Here is a 16,936-nt window from a genome sequence, read left to right as displayed (position 1 = left end):
AATGGCGATAAAGCAAATGAATAATCCTAAAGTTGATCTTGTTTATCGAAAGAGAAAAAGCGCGGAGGAAATGAAACATCAAGTTATTACGTTTGCATTAATGATTTTTTTAACATTAGTTGCATTTGTAGCTGTAGCATATCCGAAAACTTTTAGTCCGACTTTCTCAGTACCATTTATTTTACTATTAGCAGTGGTACAAGTAATTTTTCAATTGTATTATTTTATGCATATGAGTCATAAAGGGCATGAAGCGGCAAGTTTCTTTCTTTATTCGGGTCTGTTAATCGGGTTAATTACAATTTTAGCTTTTATGACAATTGTGTGGATTTGAAAAGTGAAAAATAAGGGAGCTTGTGTTGTCACAGCTCCCTCTTCATATTATGTGAAAGGGTAACCTTCAGAAGGTGGGTGTGACAATGAGTAACTTGTGGATATTTGGTTTTCAAGCTCTATGGAGTCCAATCTTTTTATTATTTATGCTTGCGATTCTTATTGGGTACTTTTTAATTATTGGGCCATATAGAATGCGATTTGAAAATGCGACGAAGGTAAGTAAGAAGCAAATTTTTTATTTTACGACTGGAATTGTTCTTTTGTACTTTGTAAAGGGAGGGCCTATTGATTTAATTGGTCATATTATATTTAGTGCACATATGTTTGAAATGGCAGTTATGTATATTGCAGTTCCACCGTTATTGTTGCTAGGTATACCAAATTGGTTATATCGTTATATTACTTCTTTTAAGTTCGTTCAAATTATATTAAAGATATTTGCTAAGCCACTTATTGCATTGTTTGTATTTAATGGCCTGTTTTCTTTTTATCATTTACCAGTTGTTTTTGATGCAGTAAAACAAAGTCAAATTGCTCATCCTATTTGTCTCGCTATATTGTTCTTTACGGCAATCATGATGTGGTGGCCGATGCTAAATCCATTACCAGAATATCAAACGTTAAGTGATATAAAGAAACTTGGTTATATGTTTGCTAACGGAATATTATTAACGCCAGCTTGCGCGTTAATCATTTTTGCGACTGCACCGTTATTTGCAACGTATACGGATCCGGCTGCTTGGATGAAGGCGATGGAACTTTGTGTACCAGCGGGAACTTTATCAGATTTAAATATAACGGGACCAGAATTTTTACACTGGATGCCAGTCGTACAAGACCAACAAACAGGCGGCATCATTATGAAAATTGTCCAGGAAATAGTGTATGGCACAATTATCGGTTATGTATTCTTTCGATGGGCGCGTCGAGAGCGTGAAAAGGATAAAGAGCAGTTGCAACAATTGCCGCCTTATTTACAAACGAAATAAAAGTGAGTGCATCATATTGATGCACTCACTTTTATTTTATTCAATGATTTGGAATTCTTTTAACTCTTTTTCGATATTTTGTAGGAGTTGTTCGCTTTTTTGAAGTACATTCGTTGGGAAAGTTTCACCATCACCATATTCAACGCCGTGAGGATAATAATGTTTTCCTAATAAGGGAGGAAGTAGCTTTATTTCAGCGTGTCTGCTACCAACATCACCTTCAACAGCCAAACCTAGTACGCGCAAATAATAAATATCATTTAATATTTCAAATTTATAATCGTATGTAACTCGTTCATAATCCCACTGTCCAGCAAGTACAAAGTGGTTCTTTTCCATAATCTCAGTTAATAGTGTTAAATCAACGACTGCCCCATTAAATTTCGTATTTGTAAATTGCATATAATACCTCCTCTTTTCATGTTACATCATTATTTTTATAATAGTATGAATAATAAGAAAGTGCAATTCATATTGAGAGAAAAGGGAGAATCCAGACTTTTTTTGCGAAAATATGATATAGTGAAAAGAGTACGGTACACACAAAAAAGGAAAGAAAAGGATTTGTGTATATCTCAATTTTATGTTTTGTGCAGGAGGTATATCGATTGAAGAAATTATTGCGTATCGTAATGATTACATTTTTAATTTTAGCTGTTGATTTATACGGGAAATTACTCGTTTCACAATATATATTAACCCCATCTCAATCAAAGCAAGAAAATAAAATTGTGAAAAAGAAAAAACAAGTAAATGAAGACTCTTCCGATACTGTTTTAAATATGATTGGTGGGGACTCTGAAAATTTATTAGCAAAATGGGGCGAACCATCTCGGATAGAGCCATCTGCTTACGGATATGAATGGTGGGTATACAATCAAGATTTAACTCAGTATGTGCAATTTGGGGTTGCAGAACGAAAAGTTGTAACGGCGTATGTTGCTGGTGAGCAAGTTAAGGTGCCGCCTTATTATATAAATGAAAAGTATGAAGAAGTGTATAAAAAGAATCCACTCTCCCATGAGATTTCGTTAAAAAGAGGGAAGAATAGTTATCAATTTGAGTTATCTGACACGGAAGTGATGGAACAACCATTAATACCTGTAGAAGATGGCTGGGCACAATTATATTTTGATCATTTTACACATGAGCTTGTTGGTGTTCGTTATATGGATGACGAAACGTTATTACGCCAAAGACCGTATCAGCTTGTTTATTCAGGTGAATTACTAGCAGAACAACCATTGACTCCAGATAAAATGAAACAAATAGAGAATGGGAATATGCAACAAATTTTTGATTTAACAAATATTATTCGAAGTCGTCATAAGTTACCGTTATTAGCTTGGGATCAACAAACAGCAGAGGTGGCTATAGGTCATAGTAAAGATATGAAGGATAATAATTACTTTTCACACGATTCACCTACATTAGGTACGTTAGGAGATCGTTTGCAGCGTGGGAAAGTAGGATTTCAACTTGCTGGTGAGAACATAGCGGCGCAACATAGTGATGGAATTGCGGCGGTGCAAGGTTGGTTAAATAGTGAAGGACATAGAAAGAATGTATTAAATGAACAATTTACAGGATTAGGTGTTGGGGTATACGATAAGTTTTATACACAAAACTTTATTCGAAAATAAAGTGAAATTTCAAGTTGTGTAAGGGACACCTCCCGTTTAAGTACTTCATATTCACTGAAGTGTAGGTCAGAATCTTCCCGTATGCAAATAGCAGGATAAAAAGGTGCATGAATCGTCTAAAAATAGGCGAACCATGTGCCTTTTTTTTCTTACTATATAGTAGATATACATGAAGAGGTGAGGATTATGCCAACAACAAAAGGACCGTTACATCCATCGGTTCAACAGTTTAAAGAGTTTGTAAACCATCACCCTAAAATGGTTCATGAGGTTAGAAGTGGTCACAAAACTTGGCAACAGTTTTATGAAGAATGGTACTTACTTGGTGAAGAAGATCCAATATGGGCAACTTTTAGGCCTGATGGAGCGCCAGCTTTTTCTTCGGTAAAAGAAAATAAACAAGAAAAAGATAATCGAACTGAAGAGGAAAAAACTGCTGATGTGATGGGACAAATGCTTTCTTTCTTTAAAAAGCTAGATGTGGAACAGATGCAACACCATTTAGCTAATGTGACGAGTGCTATTGGTAGTGTGCAACAAGTTTTTCAACAATTTCAAGGGAAGCCCGCGCGGCAAGAAGAAAGTACTTCCGAAAATAATCCATTTTTCTTTCAGAAGGATTAGGGGGAAAGCGGATGAGAGCAGAAATTATGGAGTTTATAAAGGCTGATGAGGATTTATCTCGCTATATTAGGGAGCAACCGTACTGGTATAGAAAACTAACGCGAAACCCTGAAGAAAAAGAGGCATTTGAGTTAGCGGCTATGCAGCATTTCAAAAAAACGATACCAGATAAAGTTGAGAAATTCCAAAATCAATTGGCAGTTGCCTCCATTATGATCGATATGTTTCAGTATATGAAGCAGCAAAATACAACATAATTGGAAGGGAAAACTATGTCCGTCATGCAGAACTTTTGATACAATAGAAGCGGATTATTTAAAAAGGAGTTGCAGCATGAGCATGACGGAAATTTGTTTAGTACGACATGGACAAACTGATTGGAATTTTCAAGAGATTATTCAAGGACGTGAAGATATTCCACTTAACGAAGTGGGAAAGAAGCAAGCAAGTCAAAGTGCAGCTGCTTTGCAAGCGGAAGCATGGGATGTAATTATAAGTAGCCCATTAATTAGAGCGCACGAAACAGCTAAGGAAATTGCAGCGGCTACAGGATTGCAATCGATTTTATTAGATGAGCGATTTGTTGAACGTAATTTTGGTGAAGCTTCTGGGAAGCCAGTTGCGACTGTTAGGGAGTTAATTGCAGAAGGTAAAGTAGAAGGTATGGAGCAAGATGAAGAGATTGTAACGCGTTGTTTTGTTGCTGTAAAAGATGTTGCAGAAACTCATTCTGGCAAACGTATTATCATTGTAGCGCATTCACATGCGATAAAAGCAATTTTACATGCAATTGCACCGGAAGATGTTTCGTTTAAGACGCCATTAAAAAATGCATGTATTAGTTATGTGAAAGAAAATAGTGGGAAATGGGATGTTCTGAAATATAATATTGCGGAACATATTAATGTATAAGTATGTGCTAGAATTATATGGGAAATAGTTAGAATGATATCTTTCTGTTTAGTGAGACACTTCAATTAGTAGTTCTATTCTAAATGTGGTATGATGAATATTCGGAGGTGTCTCTCATGATTGTAGCGACGCTGGAAAGCGTATTGATATTAGATAAGGCAGAGCAGCTTGCAAAAGCGATTATCTGTTCAGATATAGCAGAAGACTATCGTAAGTGTTATAAAGAATTGCATGAAGATATGGAAGTTCAGACGTTAATTCAGCAATTTACAGCGATGAAAGAACGATATGAAGAAGTGCAACGTTTTGGTAAATACCATCCTGATTATACTTTCGTTTCGACGAAAATGAGGGAGTTAAAGCGTTCTGTAGACTTACATGATAAGGTTGCAACTTTTAAACGAGTAGAAACGACTTTGCAAAAGTTGTTAGATGAAGTTAGTGTAGCAATCGGTTCGGAGGTGTCTTCTTCCATCAAAGTTCCAACAGGAAATCCATTTTTTGATGCTGGTGGCTGTGGTGGCGGTTGTGGTACCGGCGGAGGTTGCGGCTGTAAAACGGGGTAAATTACCCCGTTTTTTAGAAGATAGAAGAAAACGTATACAGAGTTTGTCCTGTAATGTCATAAATTTCTGATTGGTTTTCATAAAATATATGTTTTTAAAAGGAGAAGATGGAGAAGATTATGTTCGGGCAACGACAAAGTATGATTGTTTATTTACATTCATTGAAACATGCCAAGATTTTAAGGAAATATGGTAACATACATTACATATCAAAACGCTTAAAATACGCAGTAGTATATTGTGATATGGAACAAATTGAGCATATGATGCAAAAGTTGAACAAACTTCCTTTTGTGAAGAAGATAGAACAGTCGTACCGCCCGTATTTAAAAACGGAATTTGAAAATTCACGTCCTGATCGGGCAAAAGAATACGATTATAGCTAATAAAAAAATCCCCTGCTAATTTTAGCAGGGGATTTTTTTTACTTGAAATAACACTTTATTTCATTGGAGGAATGAAATTATTCATTCGTAAAATACCAATTAAATGATTGAAAAACAGTTCTTTTTCTGGGAAAGTTGTGGATGGTTTTACCGTAAAGGTAGTCACTTTTCTTCCTAGTTGTTCTGCCGTTTCTTCAAATAAAATGACGCGTTTACTTTTTTTGTTTTCAAGTACAGGAATGCCTTCGCGACATATGTATAATGGTTGGAAATCACCAGTAGTAGTTGGTTTTAATATTACAACAAGTGAGCACACTTTTTTTTCATTTTTAATCGTTTCAAATTGTAACATATGTGTTATACGTTCTTGATTTGCTTTGGCAATTTCAAGTAATTCATATAAATCAGAGTAGCCTTCTCCGAGTTCTATAAAGCGTTGAATCATATTTTTTCCTCCTCTTTCTTTTACTTACTGTATCATCTCACTTTTTAAATGAAAAGGAGACAAAGAAAAAAACCCTGCAAAGCAGGGCCCTTCTTATACTAGCATGTACTAGTAAGAAGGAAAAGGGAGAGGAGAAACCGGAGGAAGAACTTATGGGGAAACGTAAGTCTTCTCCGCGGTTGGCAACAACATCGAAGGTGATGTTGTTATAATTATTTATGTCCAATCTAAATGAAGATATACATCATGAAATTAAATTTTATGTTTGGCTTTTTATTTTTCTTTTTTTTATTTTATGATAGGATAAAAAAGATAAAGTGAAACGAATGTACATAATGGGTTCGTGTTAGCACATGGTGAGATGAATACATAAAAATGCAGAGCGGTTATTTTAAGCCAAAGTTCTCCTATTGTTCGTTGAGAAATGAATGGAATAGTATAGTTTGGTAGCGGTTACCGAAGGGAGAAAGGTTTTCTATAATTGCTCGATAGATTGAAATAAAGGTAGTGACAACAGATGAGAGTAGTTTCAGGAAAATGTAAAGGGCATCCACTAAAAGCGGTGCCAGGTAATACAACACGTCCAACGACAGATAAAGTAAAAGAATCAATCTTTAATATGATAGGTCCTTATTTTGATGGTGGTATCGCTCTTGATTTATTTGGCGGTAGTGGTGGTCTTGGAATCGAGGCTATAAGTAGAGGAATTGATAAAGCGATTTTTGTTGATCGAGATAATAAAGCGATAAAAGTAATCCATCAAAATTTAGAAAGTTGTCGAATACAGGAACAAGCTGAAGTATATCGAAATGATGCAGAACGTGCGGTAAAGGCCCTTATAAAACGTGAAATATCATTCGATCTTATATTAATTGATCCTCCATATAAAGATCAAAAAATTGTATCTTTAATTAGTGTGATGGATCAACATGGATTGCTACATAGAGATGGATTAATTATGTCAGAGCATGGTAATGATGTGGTTTTACCTGATTCTATAGGGAGTCTTGTAAAAGTAAGAGCTGAAAATTATGGGATTACAGCAATATCGATTTATAAGTATGAAGGTGAGGGGACGGAATGACTAGTATAGCTATTTCTTCGGGAAGTTTTGATCCAATTACCCTTGGGCATCTGGATATTATTAAAAGGGGAGCAAAAGTATTTGATGAGGTATACGTAGTAGTTTTAAACAACTCGTCAAAAAAACCGTTCTTTTCAGTTGAAGAGCGCTTAGATTTAATTCGAGAAGCAACAAAGGATATCCCGAATGTAAAAGTAGATTCACATAGTGGACTATTAGTGGAGTATGCGAAAATGCGTAATGCAAATGCGATTTTGCGTGGGTTACGAGCGGTTTCTGATTTTGAATATGAGATGCAAATTACTTCTATGAATCGAAAATTAGATGAAAATATTGAAACCTTTTTTATTATGACAAACAACCAATATTCATTTTTAAGCTCAAGCATTGTAAAAGAAGTTGCGAGATATGGAGGAAGCGTAGTAGATCTTGTACCTCCTGTTGTAGAACGTGCTTTAAAAGAAAAGTTTCAAACCCCGTTAAAGTGAACGGGGTTTTTCTTTGTTGCTACGAAAAAATAATAAGATAACATATACATATAAACAAAATAAAGTAAAAATCGGTCCATAGTGTACAAAAGATGTCCAAATTTCATGCAGTATAGAAGAATTCGATAAAAATACGGGGATATCTTTTTGCATAGGTGTAAAAGAGCTTGCTTTTTCATAAAATGGTTTCCAAAATATAAAAGTAAAAATAGGAGCAAGAATACTTTGGATAATTCGTGCGAAAAAATAGGGCTTAAATCGGATGTCTGTTTCAGCTAATATGCTAGCAACTTGTGCCTGTATAGAAAGGCCGCTAAATGCTAAAATAAAGCTTGTTACCATAGCTTGCTGCAGGAGGGGTGTTTCATTTATTTGACTAATCATTTGACTACCGAGTGTCATTTCAAAAATGCCTGATAAGATTGGAATACTAAATTCGGTAGTTAGTTGGAAGAATGATAAAATATGTTGCATAATAAAAGAAAGTGCTGCTGTAATATGAAATACAGTAATCATTTTATTTAAAACAGAGAATAAAATAATAAATCCACCAATCATAAGTAACGTTTGAATAGAAGAAACGATAGCGTCCCCAAGTACTTTTCCTATTGGTCTTTTTTCTTGCATGCGCGTCTCGTGGAGGACTGAAAAAGGGTTTTGAAAAGGACGTTTTTTAGTAGGATGTTGATCCTTCGTGGAAATATTGTTATTGCCGTAAAAACGCATCAATAACCCGACGGCAAAGTTACTTAAATAATGTGCAGCAGCTAATACGATTCCTAATTTCGGATTATTGAAAAAACCGATAGAAACAGCTCCAAAAATAAAAAGTGGATTAGATGAGTTTGTAAAAGATACGAGGCGTTCTGCTTCGATTTGTGTTAGCTGATTACTTTTACGCAGTCTAGCGCTTAATTTGGCGCCAGCAGGGAATCCTGAAGCCATTCCCATTGCCCAAACAAATCCGCCTATCCCTGGAACGCGAAAAAGTGGTCGCATGAGTGGTTCTAATATAACACCTATAAATTTTACAACACCAATACTAATTAGAAGTTCCGCAATGATGAAAAACGGTAAAAGTGAAGGGAATACAACTTCCCACCATATATTTAACCCTCGAATGGAAGCTTGCAAAGCAGCTTGGGGGTGAAGTACAAGAGAAAAGGTTAAAAACAGTGTTGATATGGTAAGAAAAGTCGTTTTCCATTTTTCATACATGTAAGTAAATCCCCCTTTGTCCCAAAAAACGTTCATTTCAGTATACGTGGATACGTAGTGCATTTAGACCATAAGTATGAAAAAGGAATGAAAAAAATTAAAGGGTGAGAAAAATGAAAGAACCGAAAATTGGTTTAGCTCTTGGATCTGGGGGCGCAAAAGGGTTTGCGCATATTGGTGTTATAAAAGTTTTAAGAGAAAATGGTATACCGATTCATATGATTGCAGGAAGTAGTATGGGGGCTTTAGTAGGTACGTTTTATGCAGCTAGCTCAAACGTTGAAAGGTTGTATAAACTGGCAAATGTTTTTAAGAGGAAATATTATTTAGATTTTACAGTTCCGAAAATGGGATTTATTGCTGGAAAACGTGTCAAAGATATGATTAAAATGTTTACATATAATAAAAATTTAGAAGAGTTAGATATCCCGACGGCTGTTGTGGCTACTGACATCTTGAAGGGGGAAAAAGTAGTTTTTACAAGTGGTCCTGTTGCAGAGGCTGTGAGAGCTAGCATATCTGTACCAGGAGTGTTTGTACCAGAAAAAATAGATGGACGATTATTGGTGGATGGCGGAGTGATTGATCGCATTCCAGTATCGGTTGTGAAAGAGTTAGGTGCCGATATTGTTATTGCTGTTGATGTATCCCCGATTAAAGTGAATGGAGAGGTTACGTCTATTTATGATGTAATTATGCAGAGTATTGAAATTATGCAACATGAGCTGGTGATGAATCGACAAATTGCATCGGATTTAATGATGCGACCAGCTGTAGAACAATTTAGTTCACGTGCTTTTACAAACATTGAAGACATTATTCGAGTTGGAGAAGTAGAGGCGGAAAAACATGTTGCAAATATTTATTTATTAATTGAGCAGTGGAAGGAGAAACATAATGTTTAAGCGTTTTCGGTTTATATATGCAATTTTAATAGGGGTTATATTGGCGATGTTACTTGTTTACGTACGTTTACCGTATTATGTAACAAAACCAGGAATGGCGGCAAAATTAGAGCCTTACGTTCAAGTTGAGGGTGGAACGAAAGAATCCGGTGATTTTATGCTTGTTACGGTTTCAATGGGACCAGCAAATGTGGTGAATTTAATAGCGGCACAGTTTAATAAATATACACATATTTCAAAAGCGGAAGAAATATTGCAAAAAGGTGAGAGTGATGAAGAATATCAATTTCGCCAAAATTATGCGATGAAAGATTCGCAAAATGCAGCAATCTATAATGCTTATAAACGTGCAAACCGTACTGTTTCTTTTGAAAATAAAGGTGTATTGGTTGCAGGAGTAGCGAAAGGGATGCCGTCAGAAGGAAAGCTTAAGCCTGGAGATGTCATCATAGCTGTCGACGGAAAAACATTTGAAAAGACGGAGCAATTTATTGAATATATGACAGGAAAAAAAGAAGGGGAAGCAGTAAATATTGAGTACAAGAGGAATGGAAAACAGTTAAAAGAAAATTTAAATGTAAAGACTATTCCGAATGGAAATGGGCGTGTTGGTATAGGGGTTTCTATCGTTACTGAAAGAGAATTAGTGGTAGATCCGAAAGTGAAAATTGATTCTCATGAAATAGGCGGACCATCGGCAGGCCTAATGTTTACATTAGAAATATATAATCAACTTGTGGAAGATGATTTAACAAGAGGGCATGAAATAGCTGGAACAGGGACGATAAATGAAAAGGGAGAAATTGGTCCGATTGGTGGTATTCAGCAAAAAGTGGTCGCTGCAAGTGATGCTGGTGCTGAAGTGTTCTTTGCGCCAAATGAAAAAGGTGCGGAGAAATCGAATTATAAAGATGCGCTTGAGGCTGCGAAAGATATTAAAACAAAAATGAAAGTTGTACCAGTTGATACGCTGGATGACGCATTGCTGTATTTGGAAAAAATGGGCGAGAAAAAATAAACCTCTCTGAAAAAGAGAGGTTTTTTTATAGAAATTTTGCAGTTGTTTCATCATAACGAATTGGATGGTGTGTTGCATCTTGTTTTAGTAGTTGTGTTCGTAATGGTTCTTGCATGATGGAGAAATATACAGAATTGGCTTTTCGCTCTATATGTAAAGTAGGATGGTCAAATGTTTTTGTATGGGTAAGGATGGGAAGTTCTATTTTTTTCTTGTTTTTTGAAAGGTAAGTTTGTCCTTTTTGTGACATGCCTAGTAGACGAATGTACGGTGCATGCTGCTCTATATTTGCGCTATGTATTTCTTCTTTTGTTGTATTTGTTAAAATGTGTGTACAAGCTCTTTGTAATCTAGTCCATGTATAACGCTTCGTTTTTAATGCTTCCATGAATGAATGGAAGGAGGAACTGTTTTGTATTTTTGATAAAATACGATGCTCTAAACCTTCTTCTATTTCATATATATGTCGTAAGTCTTCTGGAGACATCGTCATGAGTTTGTATTTGAAAAATGAAAAGTATTGTTCCCAATTATGTAATATCCCGTAGTTTTGTTTGTAACTTGCTAAAAGAGAAGCAGTCGCTTTTGGGATAAAAGGCTCAATTTCTGTAAAAGAACTATTTTCGCTAAAAAGTTGTTTACGAATACTGGTTGCGCTTGCAATGTGTTGGTCGCTAAATGTTTCATCATGATAATGAGATGCGAATCTTTTTATCGTTTGTGCTTGCATAGAACTATTTTGTAAGAAAATTGATTTCATGTATTGGAATCCTAATATGTTATTCGGTTGTGACATGTCTATGTTTTTTTCGGATGGTAAAATGTGTAGGAAGGCTTCAGATGTAGCTTTTGCGTAACTGTTACCTGCATTCATAAATTGCTTTACAAGACGATTAAAAGTATCTTCTTCATTTTTTTGCACAGAGATGGTATTATGAAAATTTTCAATCTGCCCATCTTCACTACCGAAACAAATTTCAGAAACACGCAGGGCGTTTAAAATAGAAATAGCGCCATTTGCAAAGGTTTCAGCCTTTTGTGTTGAGAAGGCGTATGGAAGCTCTACAACAAGGTCTACACCGCATGATAAGGCCATTTTGGTACGATACCATTTGGATAGGAGTGCTGGCTCACCACGCTGTAAAAAAGGGCCACTCATAACAGCGATTGTAATATCGGCGTGTGTTAACTTTTTTGTTTGTTGCACATGATAATCATGACCGTTATGAAAAGGGTTATATTCAACAACAATACCACTGGCTTTTATGGTAATCTCTCCTTTCGATGTAGCATCTTTTTCAAAAACGTGATACTCTATATATTATTTACTATGATGACTTCATTATAGTGTAAAGAAAAAACATTGACAAATATAAAATGGCTAGCTATAATTTTGTTTGTTGCCTTGAGGTGATATGATATGAAATGGTCCATCCATCAATTGAATAAATTGAGAAATAAAGGATTGACATTGGATGAGATGGTAGATGTAAGTGAGCTACAAGAGGTCGAGAAAGATATTCGTGAAATTAATCCTGCTCATGTAACAGGAAGAGTTGATTTTGGCTCCGGTAAGTTTACGTTCCATCTACATATAACTGGAAGCATGGTTTTACCATGTTCTCGCTCTTTAGTAGATGTGACATTACCATTTGACATTAAAACAACTGAGGTGTTCCAAACTTCACAAGAAGAATTTGAAACTGAAGCTGAAATTCATTGTTTAGAAGGAGAAGTACTTGACTTACTGCCCGTAATCAAGGAAAATATACTTTTGGAGATTCCAATGCAAATTTTCAGTGATGATGTTTCTGGTGGAGCACCGATGCAAGGTCAAGACTGGCAAGTGATTTCGGAAGAAAACAAAGAAAAGACTGTTGATCCACGATTAGCAGGACTTGCAAAGTTTTTTGACAAATAATCGGAAGACTGGTTTAGGCCTTCATATGAAAATAACTATTTCTTTTAAGGAGGTGGGAAGAATGGCTGTACCTTTTAGAAGAACTTCTAAAACAGTAAAAAGAAAGCGTCGTACGCATTTCAAATTATCAGTACCTGGTATGGTAGAGTGCCCAAGCTGTGGTGAAGCGAAATTAGCTCACCGTGTATGTAAAGCATGCGGTACTTACAAAGGTAAAGAAGTAATCAGCAAGTAATTGCGGGAAAATAAACGTAGAAGATATCTTCTACGTTTATTTTTTTTTGTCTTATTCTTTATTTGTTGTATTCTATCTTTTCTAGTAACTGCATATGCTTAATAAAAAATGCATAGGGAGGACTAGAGAGATGGCGACAACAAGACAAGATGCTTGGACTGATGATGAAGATTTGCTTCTGGCAGAAGTAGTACTCCGGCATATTCAAGAAGGTGGAACGCAATTATCTGCCTTTAAAGAAGTGGGAAGACATTTATCTCGTACACCAGCAGCATGTGGCTTTAGATGGAATTCTTACGTTAGAAAGCAATACAAAGAACGTATTGAAGAAGCGAAGCAACTACGTAAAGTAGAAAATTATGAAGTAAAAGAGACAAAGGTAGTAGAGCCTATGTCAATTACATTGAATGATGTTATTGATTTCTTGCAAAATTATAAAGATGAAAACTCTTTAATGGTGTTACAACAGCAAATTGAATCGTTACAAACAGAGAGAGAGAGTCTTTTGGAGCGATTATCAGTATATGAGGAAGAGTATAGAACGTTGCTTGATTATATCGATCAAAAAAGAAGTGTAATGGTAGCAGAAAGAAATAGCGCTCGTTCGAATGGGAAATTAGAAAAGTTAAAGAAATAAAAAAACAGCTGCTATGTAGCTGTTTTTTTTATTTCTTATGCAGACTCTTCATTTGTAATTGTATTCAAATTTGTTTCTGGGTTCCAAACATAAAAATCACCATCAGGTACTGATACAGGCTGGAAATTTAATTTATCCCAAAAACCAGCTGAATGGATACGTGCGATCGTTTTAATTGGGAACTGTAGCCCCTTCGCATAATTTACAAGCATTTCTCCGAATCCTTGTTTTTGGAAAGTTGGTAACACTTCAAGTTTATAGAGTTCTAGGTAAGTACCTGTAATTTCGAATGGTTCCCCGCCGTTCCTTTTCATATATAGACTCATACGTGCAATTAGTGATCCGCCATAATAAATGCCGTAAAATGGAGATTCACTATCGTTTTCAATAATGTTTGCCTGTAATTCTTCTAGCATGGATAATTCTTGAGCTCCGCAACCTTTAAATTTTTTAAATTCGTCTAATGTTTTATAATTGATGAGCAAGCGCTCAACTTTTGGGAATCCCATAACATCACATCCTTTTCTTGTCTCGTTGAATGCAGAAAAGTAAAAATATTTATAATAATATTATAACTCATTTTTTTATTTTTATGAAGAAGATAGTATATTTCTTTTATTATTTTTTTGAGGATTTGCTAAACTAAGAGTAGAAGCATATTAATAGGTAGTATATACATATTGAAAGAAGAGGTTGCATTTGTTTGGTAAAGAGCAATGAAATTGTAAACTGTGTTCATGGAATTGAGAAAGATAAAGTGAAACTGTAATCGGTGGGATTTGTTCACCTTTAGTTAATTATGATTCCGTACCAATCAGGCGTTTGCGGGATAAAAAGGGGGAGGGAAAAGGGACTTGTGTATCGTATTTATATGAGTTCCTTGTGTGAAAATGAAAATCGGAGTTGTGGGACCAGGAGCTATCGGTCTGTTATATGCATTTTATTTACAAAAAAGTAATCAAGATGTTACGTTGTTTACAAGGACAGCTAAACAGGCTGAGGAATTGAATATAACGGGTGTAACTTGTATGAGTGAGGAAAAACGTGAAACCGTATTCCCGCCTGTTTTGCCAATAGAAAGTATGCTAGACCAGAAGCTAGATTATATATTTATTGCTGTTAAGCAATATCATATAACTGACATACTGCCTTTTGTGCGAGGGGAATCCTCATTAATCTTTTTGCAAAACGGAATGTCGCATCTTCATGCTATGCAGAAAATAGGGAATGAAAATATTGCAGTTGGGATTGTTGAGCATGGTGCAAAAAAAGAAGCAAGACATACCGTTTATCATACGGGGATAGGTGTAACGAAGTTTGGAATCGTGCACGGCCAGTCTATACATTTTGAAAAAATATTTAAGTGCTTTCCATTTCCTCATTTTCCGATTCAAATAGAAGATGATTGGAAGGATGTCATGCACAAAAAATTAGTAGTTAATGTATGTATCAATCCATTGACAGCATTATTACAAGTCCAGAACGGAGAGTTGATTACGAACCCGTTTTTTTATCGATTGATGGAGCAAGTATTTCAGGAAGTCGTTTTTCTTGTTAAAGAAGAAAAAGAAATGGTATGGAAAATGGTACGTCACGTATGTGAAAGAACGTCTCATAATACATCATCTATGCTGGCAGATGTAAGGGCGAATAGACAAACGGAAATTGGTGCGATTGTTGGATATGTATTAGAGGAAGCTAAGAAACAGCAACGATCCGTTCCGACACTTCAATTTTTGTTCGATGCAATAAAAGGATTAGAAGTAAAAGAATAAGTGTAATTCTTTGCTTTTACGTGCAACATTGACTACAATGTGGATTGGTGAGAGAACAGGATACGAAAGGAAGAATTATATGGAGATAAAAGAAATCTCTGTTCCGCAACAAGGTGTTGTAGCGGACTATATGAACGGTAAAAAAGAGATACAGTCGTGTTTTGACTATATGTTAACAGAAGATGCTTTTAAACAGCGTGTACATGATTTGCGTGAGAGGGAGTTTTTACGCCAAGATTTAGTAGCGCATTTATTAGAATATAATACAAAATTACAAGCGGGAGACGCTACGATTCAAAATGTAAAAGCGCTTGGAGAAGAAAATACATATGTTGTGATAGCTGGACAACAAGCCGGGTTATTAACTGGACCACTTTATACAATTCATAAAATCATTTCAGTTTTACAGCTTGCGAGGGAAAAGGAAGAAAGTTTAGGTGTTAAAGTTGTTCCTGTTTTCTGGATTGCTGGTGAAGACCATGATATGGATGAAATTAATCATACTTTTGTAACGAAGAATAAAAAAATAAAAAAGACTATTTTTCATGATCGTAATCCGAAAAAGGCGAGTGCTTCAGAGTCCGAGCTTTCTTTGGAAGACTGTAGAAAGTGGATTGAAGAAATTTTCAAAACATACCCTGAAACGAATTTTACAAAGGATGTACTGCAATTTATTGATGATTCTTTGGGGGAATCGAATACGTATGTAGATTTCTTTGCCCATCTTATTATGAAAATGTTCGTTAATTCTGGTTTAATTCTTGTTGATTCACATCATCCTGAATTAAGAAAATTAGAAGTGCCGTTTTTCAAGCAAATTATAGGTAAGTATAAAGAAGTGCAAGAGGGGCTTCATAACCAACAGGAAATAATTAAAGAATTAGGATATAAACCGATTATTGAAACGAAGTATAATGCAGTACATATATTCATGGAAATTGATAATGAGCGAGTATTACTTGAAGATGATCAAGGGAAGTTTGTAGGGAAGGATGGAGCGTATTCCTTTTCATATGAGGAATTGATGGAAGAGATGGAAAGAAGTCCGGAACGCTTTAGTAATAATGTTGTAACGCGCCCTCTTATGCAAGAGTATCTATTTCCTACGCTCGCGTTTATTGGAGGACCAGGGGAATTAGCTTACTGGAGTGAATTGCAACAAGTTTTCCATACGATCGGTTTCCAAATGCCGCCTGTCGTTCCGCGTATTACAATCACTTATGTAGAGAGGGATATAGCGACAGATTTATACGATTTGCAATTGCAAGACAGTGATCCGTTTTTAAATAACGTAGATAAGTTGCGTGAAAACTGGTTATCTAATCAAATAGAGGAACCGATAGATGATCGATTTGTAGAGGCGAAAAAAGAAATAATTGATATCCATACGTCATTACAACAGTTTGTGAAGAAAATAGATCCTGGATTAAGTGCGTTTGCAGGGAAAAATGAATTCAAAATTAATGAACAAATTGAACTGTTGGAAAGAATGTTGAAAAGAAATGTTGAGAAAAAACATGAAGTACAGCTAAATAAATTCCGTCGCATACAATTTGCACTTCGTCCATTAGGGGCGCCGCAAGAGCGTGTGTGGAATATATGTTACTATTTAAATCAGTTCGGTTTGGATTTCGTTGATCGTGTAATGGAAAAACCGTTTTCTTGGGACGGAAAACATCATGTTATAAAACTATAGAATCTTGCTCTTAGGAGCAGGATTTTATTTTTGTCCTGTTGAATTTACTGTGAAGTGA

At 35.6% G+C, this 16,936-nt stretch carries 22 protein-coding genes; 17 read left to right on the top strand and 5 right to left on the bottom strand.

Annotation, left to right across the window (positions count from 1 at the left end; all coding sequences use genetic code 11):
* Nucleotide 1 precedes the first annotated feature (1 nt).
* A complete protein-coding gene (gene ctaF / locus J0835_RS19275; protein ID WP_087981715.1) occupies nucleotides 2–334 on the top strand; it encodes a cytochrome c oxidase subunit IVB in 333 nt (110 codons plus the stop codon).
* Between the two features lie 85 nt (nucleotides 335–419).
* Nucleotides 420–1,325 (top strand): cytochrome c oxidase assembly factor CtaG, encoded by a 906-nt coding sequence (gene ctaG / locus J0835_RS19270; protein WP_087981714.1) that lies wholly within the window; start codon nucleotides 420–422, stop codon nucleotides 1,323–1,325.
* Between the two features lie 36 nt (nucleotides 1,326–1,361).
* On the opposite strand, the gene J0835_RS19265 is transcribed toward ctaG, so the two are convergent.
* Complete coding sequence (locus J0835_RS19265) at nucleotides 1,362–1,727, bottom strand: YugN family protein (RefSeq protein WP_064474955.1); 366 nt, start codon at nucleotides 1,725–1,727, stop codon at nucleotides 1,362–1,364.
* A gap of 206 nt (nucleotides 1,728–1,933) precedes the next feature.
* Here J0835_RS19265 and J0835_RS19260 point away from each other — a divergent pair, with 206 nt between their 5' ends.
* From J0835_RS19260 to J0835_RS19235, 6 genes are all read left to right on the top strand, one after another.
* A complete protein-coding gene (locus J0835_RS19260) occupies nucleotides 1,934–2,968 on the top strand; it encodes a CAP domain-containing protein (protein WP_087981713.1) in 1,035 nt (344 codons plus the stop codon).
* 186 nt (nucleotides 2,969–3,154) lie between these two features.
* The gene (locus J0835_RS19255) at nucleotides 3,155–3,592 is read left to right on the top strand and encodes a YlbD family protein (protein ID WP_061678261.1); all 438 of its coding nucleotides are present in this window, start codon (nucleotides 3,155–3,157) and stop codon (nucleotides 3,590–3,592) included.
* Nucleotides 3,593–3,603: 11 nt separating this feature from the next.
* Nucleotides 3,604–3,849 (top strand): YlbE-like family protein, encoded by a 246-nt coding sequence (locus J0835_RS19250; RefSeq protein ID WP_001200991.1) that lies wholly within the window; start codon nucleotides 3,604–3,606, stop codon nucleotides 3,847–3,849.
* Nucleotides 3,850–3,931: 82 nt separating this feature from the next.
* Complete coding sequence (locus tag J0835_RS19245) at nucleotides 3,932–4,504, top strand: histidine phosphatase family protein (protein WP_140386918.1); 573 nt, start codon at nucleotides 3,932–3,934, stop codon at nucleotides 4,502–4,504.
* Nucleotides 4,505–4,620: 116 nt separating this feature from the next.
* Nucleotides 4,621–5,070, top strand: coding sequence for a YlbF family regulator (locus J0835_RS19240; RefSeq protein WP_087981711.1), 450 nt, complete (start codon nucleotides 4,621–4,623; stop codon nucleotides 5,068–5,070).
* Between the two features lie 119 nt (nucleotides 5,071–5,189).
* Nucleotides 5,190–5,456 (top strand): YlbG family protein, encoded by a 267-nt coding sequence (locus tag J0835_RS19235; RefSeq protein ID WP_002080814.1) that lies wholly within the window; start codon nucleotides 5,190–5,192, stop codon nucleotides 5,454–5,456.
* A gap of 55 nt (nucleotides 5,457–5,511) precedes the next feature.
* Here J0835_RS19235 and J0835_RS19230 read toward each other — a convergent pair whose 3' ends face one another.
* A complete protein-coding gene (locus tag J0835_RS19230) occupies nucleotides 5,512–5,901 on the bottom strand; it encodes a DUF7147 family protein (RefSeq protein WP_000616012.1) in 390 nt (129 codons plus the stop codon).
* Nucleotides 5,902–6,418: 517 nt separating this feature from the next.
* Between J0835_RS19230 and rsmD the strand changes: the two genes are divergently transcribed.
* Both rsmD and coaD read left to right on the top strand, forming a co-directional pair.
* Nucleotides 6,419–6,985, top strand: a complete 567-nt coding sequence (gene rsmD, locus J0835_RS19225; RefSeq protein ID WP_001266975.1) for a 16S rRNA (guanine(966)-N(2))-methyltransferase RsmD — start codon at nucleotides 6,419–6,421, stop codon at nucleotides 6,983–6,985.
* Complete coding sequence (coaD, locus tag J0835_RS19220; protein ID WP_000200598.1) at nucleotides 6,982–7,473, top strand: pantetheine-phosphate adenylyltransferase; 492 nt, start codon at nucleotides 6,982–6,984, stop codon at nucleotides 7,471–7,473. Before rsmD ends, coaD begins: the two co-directional genes overlap by 4 nt.
* On the opposite strand, the gene ylbJ is transcribed toward coaD, so the two are convergent.
* Nucleotides 7,465–8,691, bottom strand: a complete 1,227-nt coding sequence (gene ylbJ, locus J0835_RS19215) for a sporulation integral membrane protein YlbJ (protein WP_087981710.1) — start codon at nucleotides 8,689–8,691, stop codon at nucleotides 7,465–7,467. The two genes, coaD and ylbJ, sit on opposite strands and share 9 nt — an antisense overlap.
* A gap of 113 nt (nucleotides 8,692–8,804) precedes the next feature.
* Between ylbJ and J0835_RS19210 the strand changes: the two genes are divergently transcribed.
* Together J0835_RS19210 and J0835_RS19205 are read left to right on the top strand one after the other, a co-directional pair.
* Nucleotides 8,805–9,596, top strand: coding sequence for a patatin-like phospholipase family protein (locus tag J0835_RS19210; protein ID WP_000662602.1), 792 nt, complete (start codon nucleotides 8,805–8,807; stop codon nucleotides 9,594–9,596).
* Nucleotides 9,589–10,614 carry a SepM family pheromone-processing serine protease gene (locus J0835_RS19205; protein WP_087981709.1) on the top strand — a complete coding sequence of 342 codons (1,026 nt, stop codon included), beginning with the start codon at nucleotides 9,589–9,591 and terminating at the stop codon, nucleotides 10,612–10,614. The genes J0835_RS19210 and J0835_RS19205 overlap by 8 nt, the downstream gene beginning before the upstream one ends.
* Before the next feature lie 25 nt (nucleotides 10,615–10,639).
* On the opposite strand, the gene J0835_RS19200 is transcribed toward J0835_RS19205, so the two are convergent.
* Nucleotides 10,640–11,881, bottom strand: coding sequence for a nucleotidyltransferase (locus J0835_RS19200; RefSeq protein WP_176373383.1), 1,242 nt, complete (start codon nucleotides 11,879–11,881; stop codon nucleotides 10,640–10,642).
* A 153-nt stretch (nucleotides 11,882–12,034) separates the two neighbouring features.
* Here J0835_RS19200 and J0835_RS19195 point away from each other — a divergent pair, with 153 nt between their 5' ends.
* The 3 genes from J0835_RS19195 to J0835_RS19185 all read left to right on the top strand — a co-directional run bounded on the left by J0835_RS19195 (nucleotide 12,035) and on the right by J0835_RS19185 (nucleotide 13,407).
* Entirely contained in the window at nucleotides 12,035–12,535 is a 501-nt protein-coding gene (locus J0835_RS19195; RefSeq protein ID WP_000872150.1) for a YceD family protein, read from the top strand.
* Nucleotides 12,536–12,596: 61 nt separating this feature from the next.
* Nucleotides 12,597–12,770, top strand: a complete 174-nt coding sequence (gene rpmF / locus J0835_RS19190; RefSeq protein ID WP_001984764.1) for a 50S ribosomal protein L32 — start codon at nucleotides 12,597–12,599, stop codon at nucleotides 12,768–12,770.
* 130 nt (nucleotides 12,771–12,900) lie between these two features.
* Nucleotides 12,901–13,407 (top strand): RsfA family transcriptional regulator, encoded by a 507-nt coding sequence (locus J0835_RS19185; protein WP_087981707.1) that lies wholly within the window; start codon nucleotides 12,901–12,903, stop codon nucleotides 13,405–13,407.
* A 35-nt stretch (nucleotides 13,408–13,442) separates the two neighbouring features.
* Here J0835_RS19185 and J0835_RS19180 read toward each other — a convergent pair whose 3' ends face one another.
* The gene (locus tag J0835_RS19180; protein ID WP_087981706.1) at nucleotides 13,443–13,916 is read right to left on the bottom strand and encodes an N-acetyltransferase; all 474 of its coding nucleotides are present in this window, start codon (nucleotides 13,914–13,916) and stop codon (nucleotides 13,443–13,445) included.
* Between the two features lie 375 nt (nucleotides 13,917–14,291).
* Between J0835_RS19180 and panE the strand changes: the two genes are divergently transcribed.
* Nucleotides 14,292–15,182 carry a 2-dehydropantoate 2-reductase gene (gene panE, locus J0835_RS19175; protein WP_087981705.1) on the top strand — a complete coding sequence of 297 codons (891 nt, stop codon included), beginning with the start codon at nucleotides 14,292–14,294 and terminating at the stop codon, nucleotides 15,180–15,182.
* Nucleotides 15,183–15,261: 79 nt separating this feature from the next.
* The gene (gene bshC, locus J0835_RS19170) at nucleotides 15,262–16,878 is read left to right on the top strand and encodes a bacillithiol biosynthesis cysteine-adding enzyme BshC (protein WP_087981704.1); all 1,617 of its coding nucleotides are present in this window, start codon (nucleotides 15,262–15,264) and stop codon (nucleotides 16,876–16,878) included.
* Nucleotides 16,879–16,936: the final 58 nt, after the last annotated feature.

The sequence above is a fragment of the Bacillus cereus group sp. Sample62 genome (assembly GCF_036851315.1).
In the GTDB taxonomy this organism is placed as follows: Bacteria; Bacillota; Bacilli; order Bacillales; family Bacillaceae_G; genus Bacillus_A; species Bacillus_A wiedmannii.
This window is presented reverse-complemented; position numbering and strand designations above follow the sequence as displayed.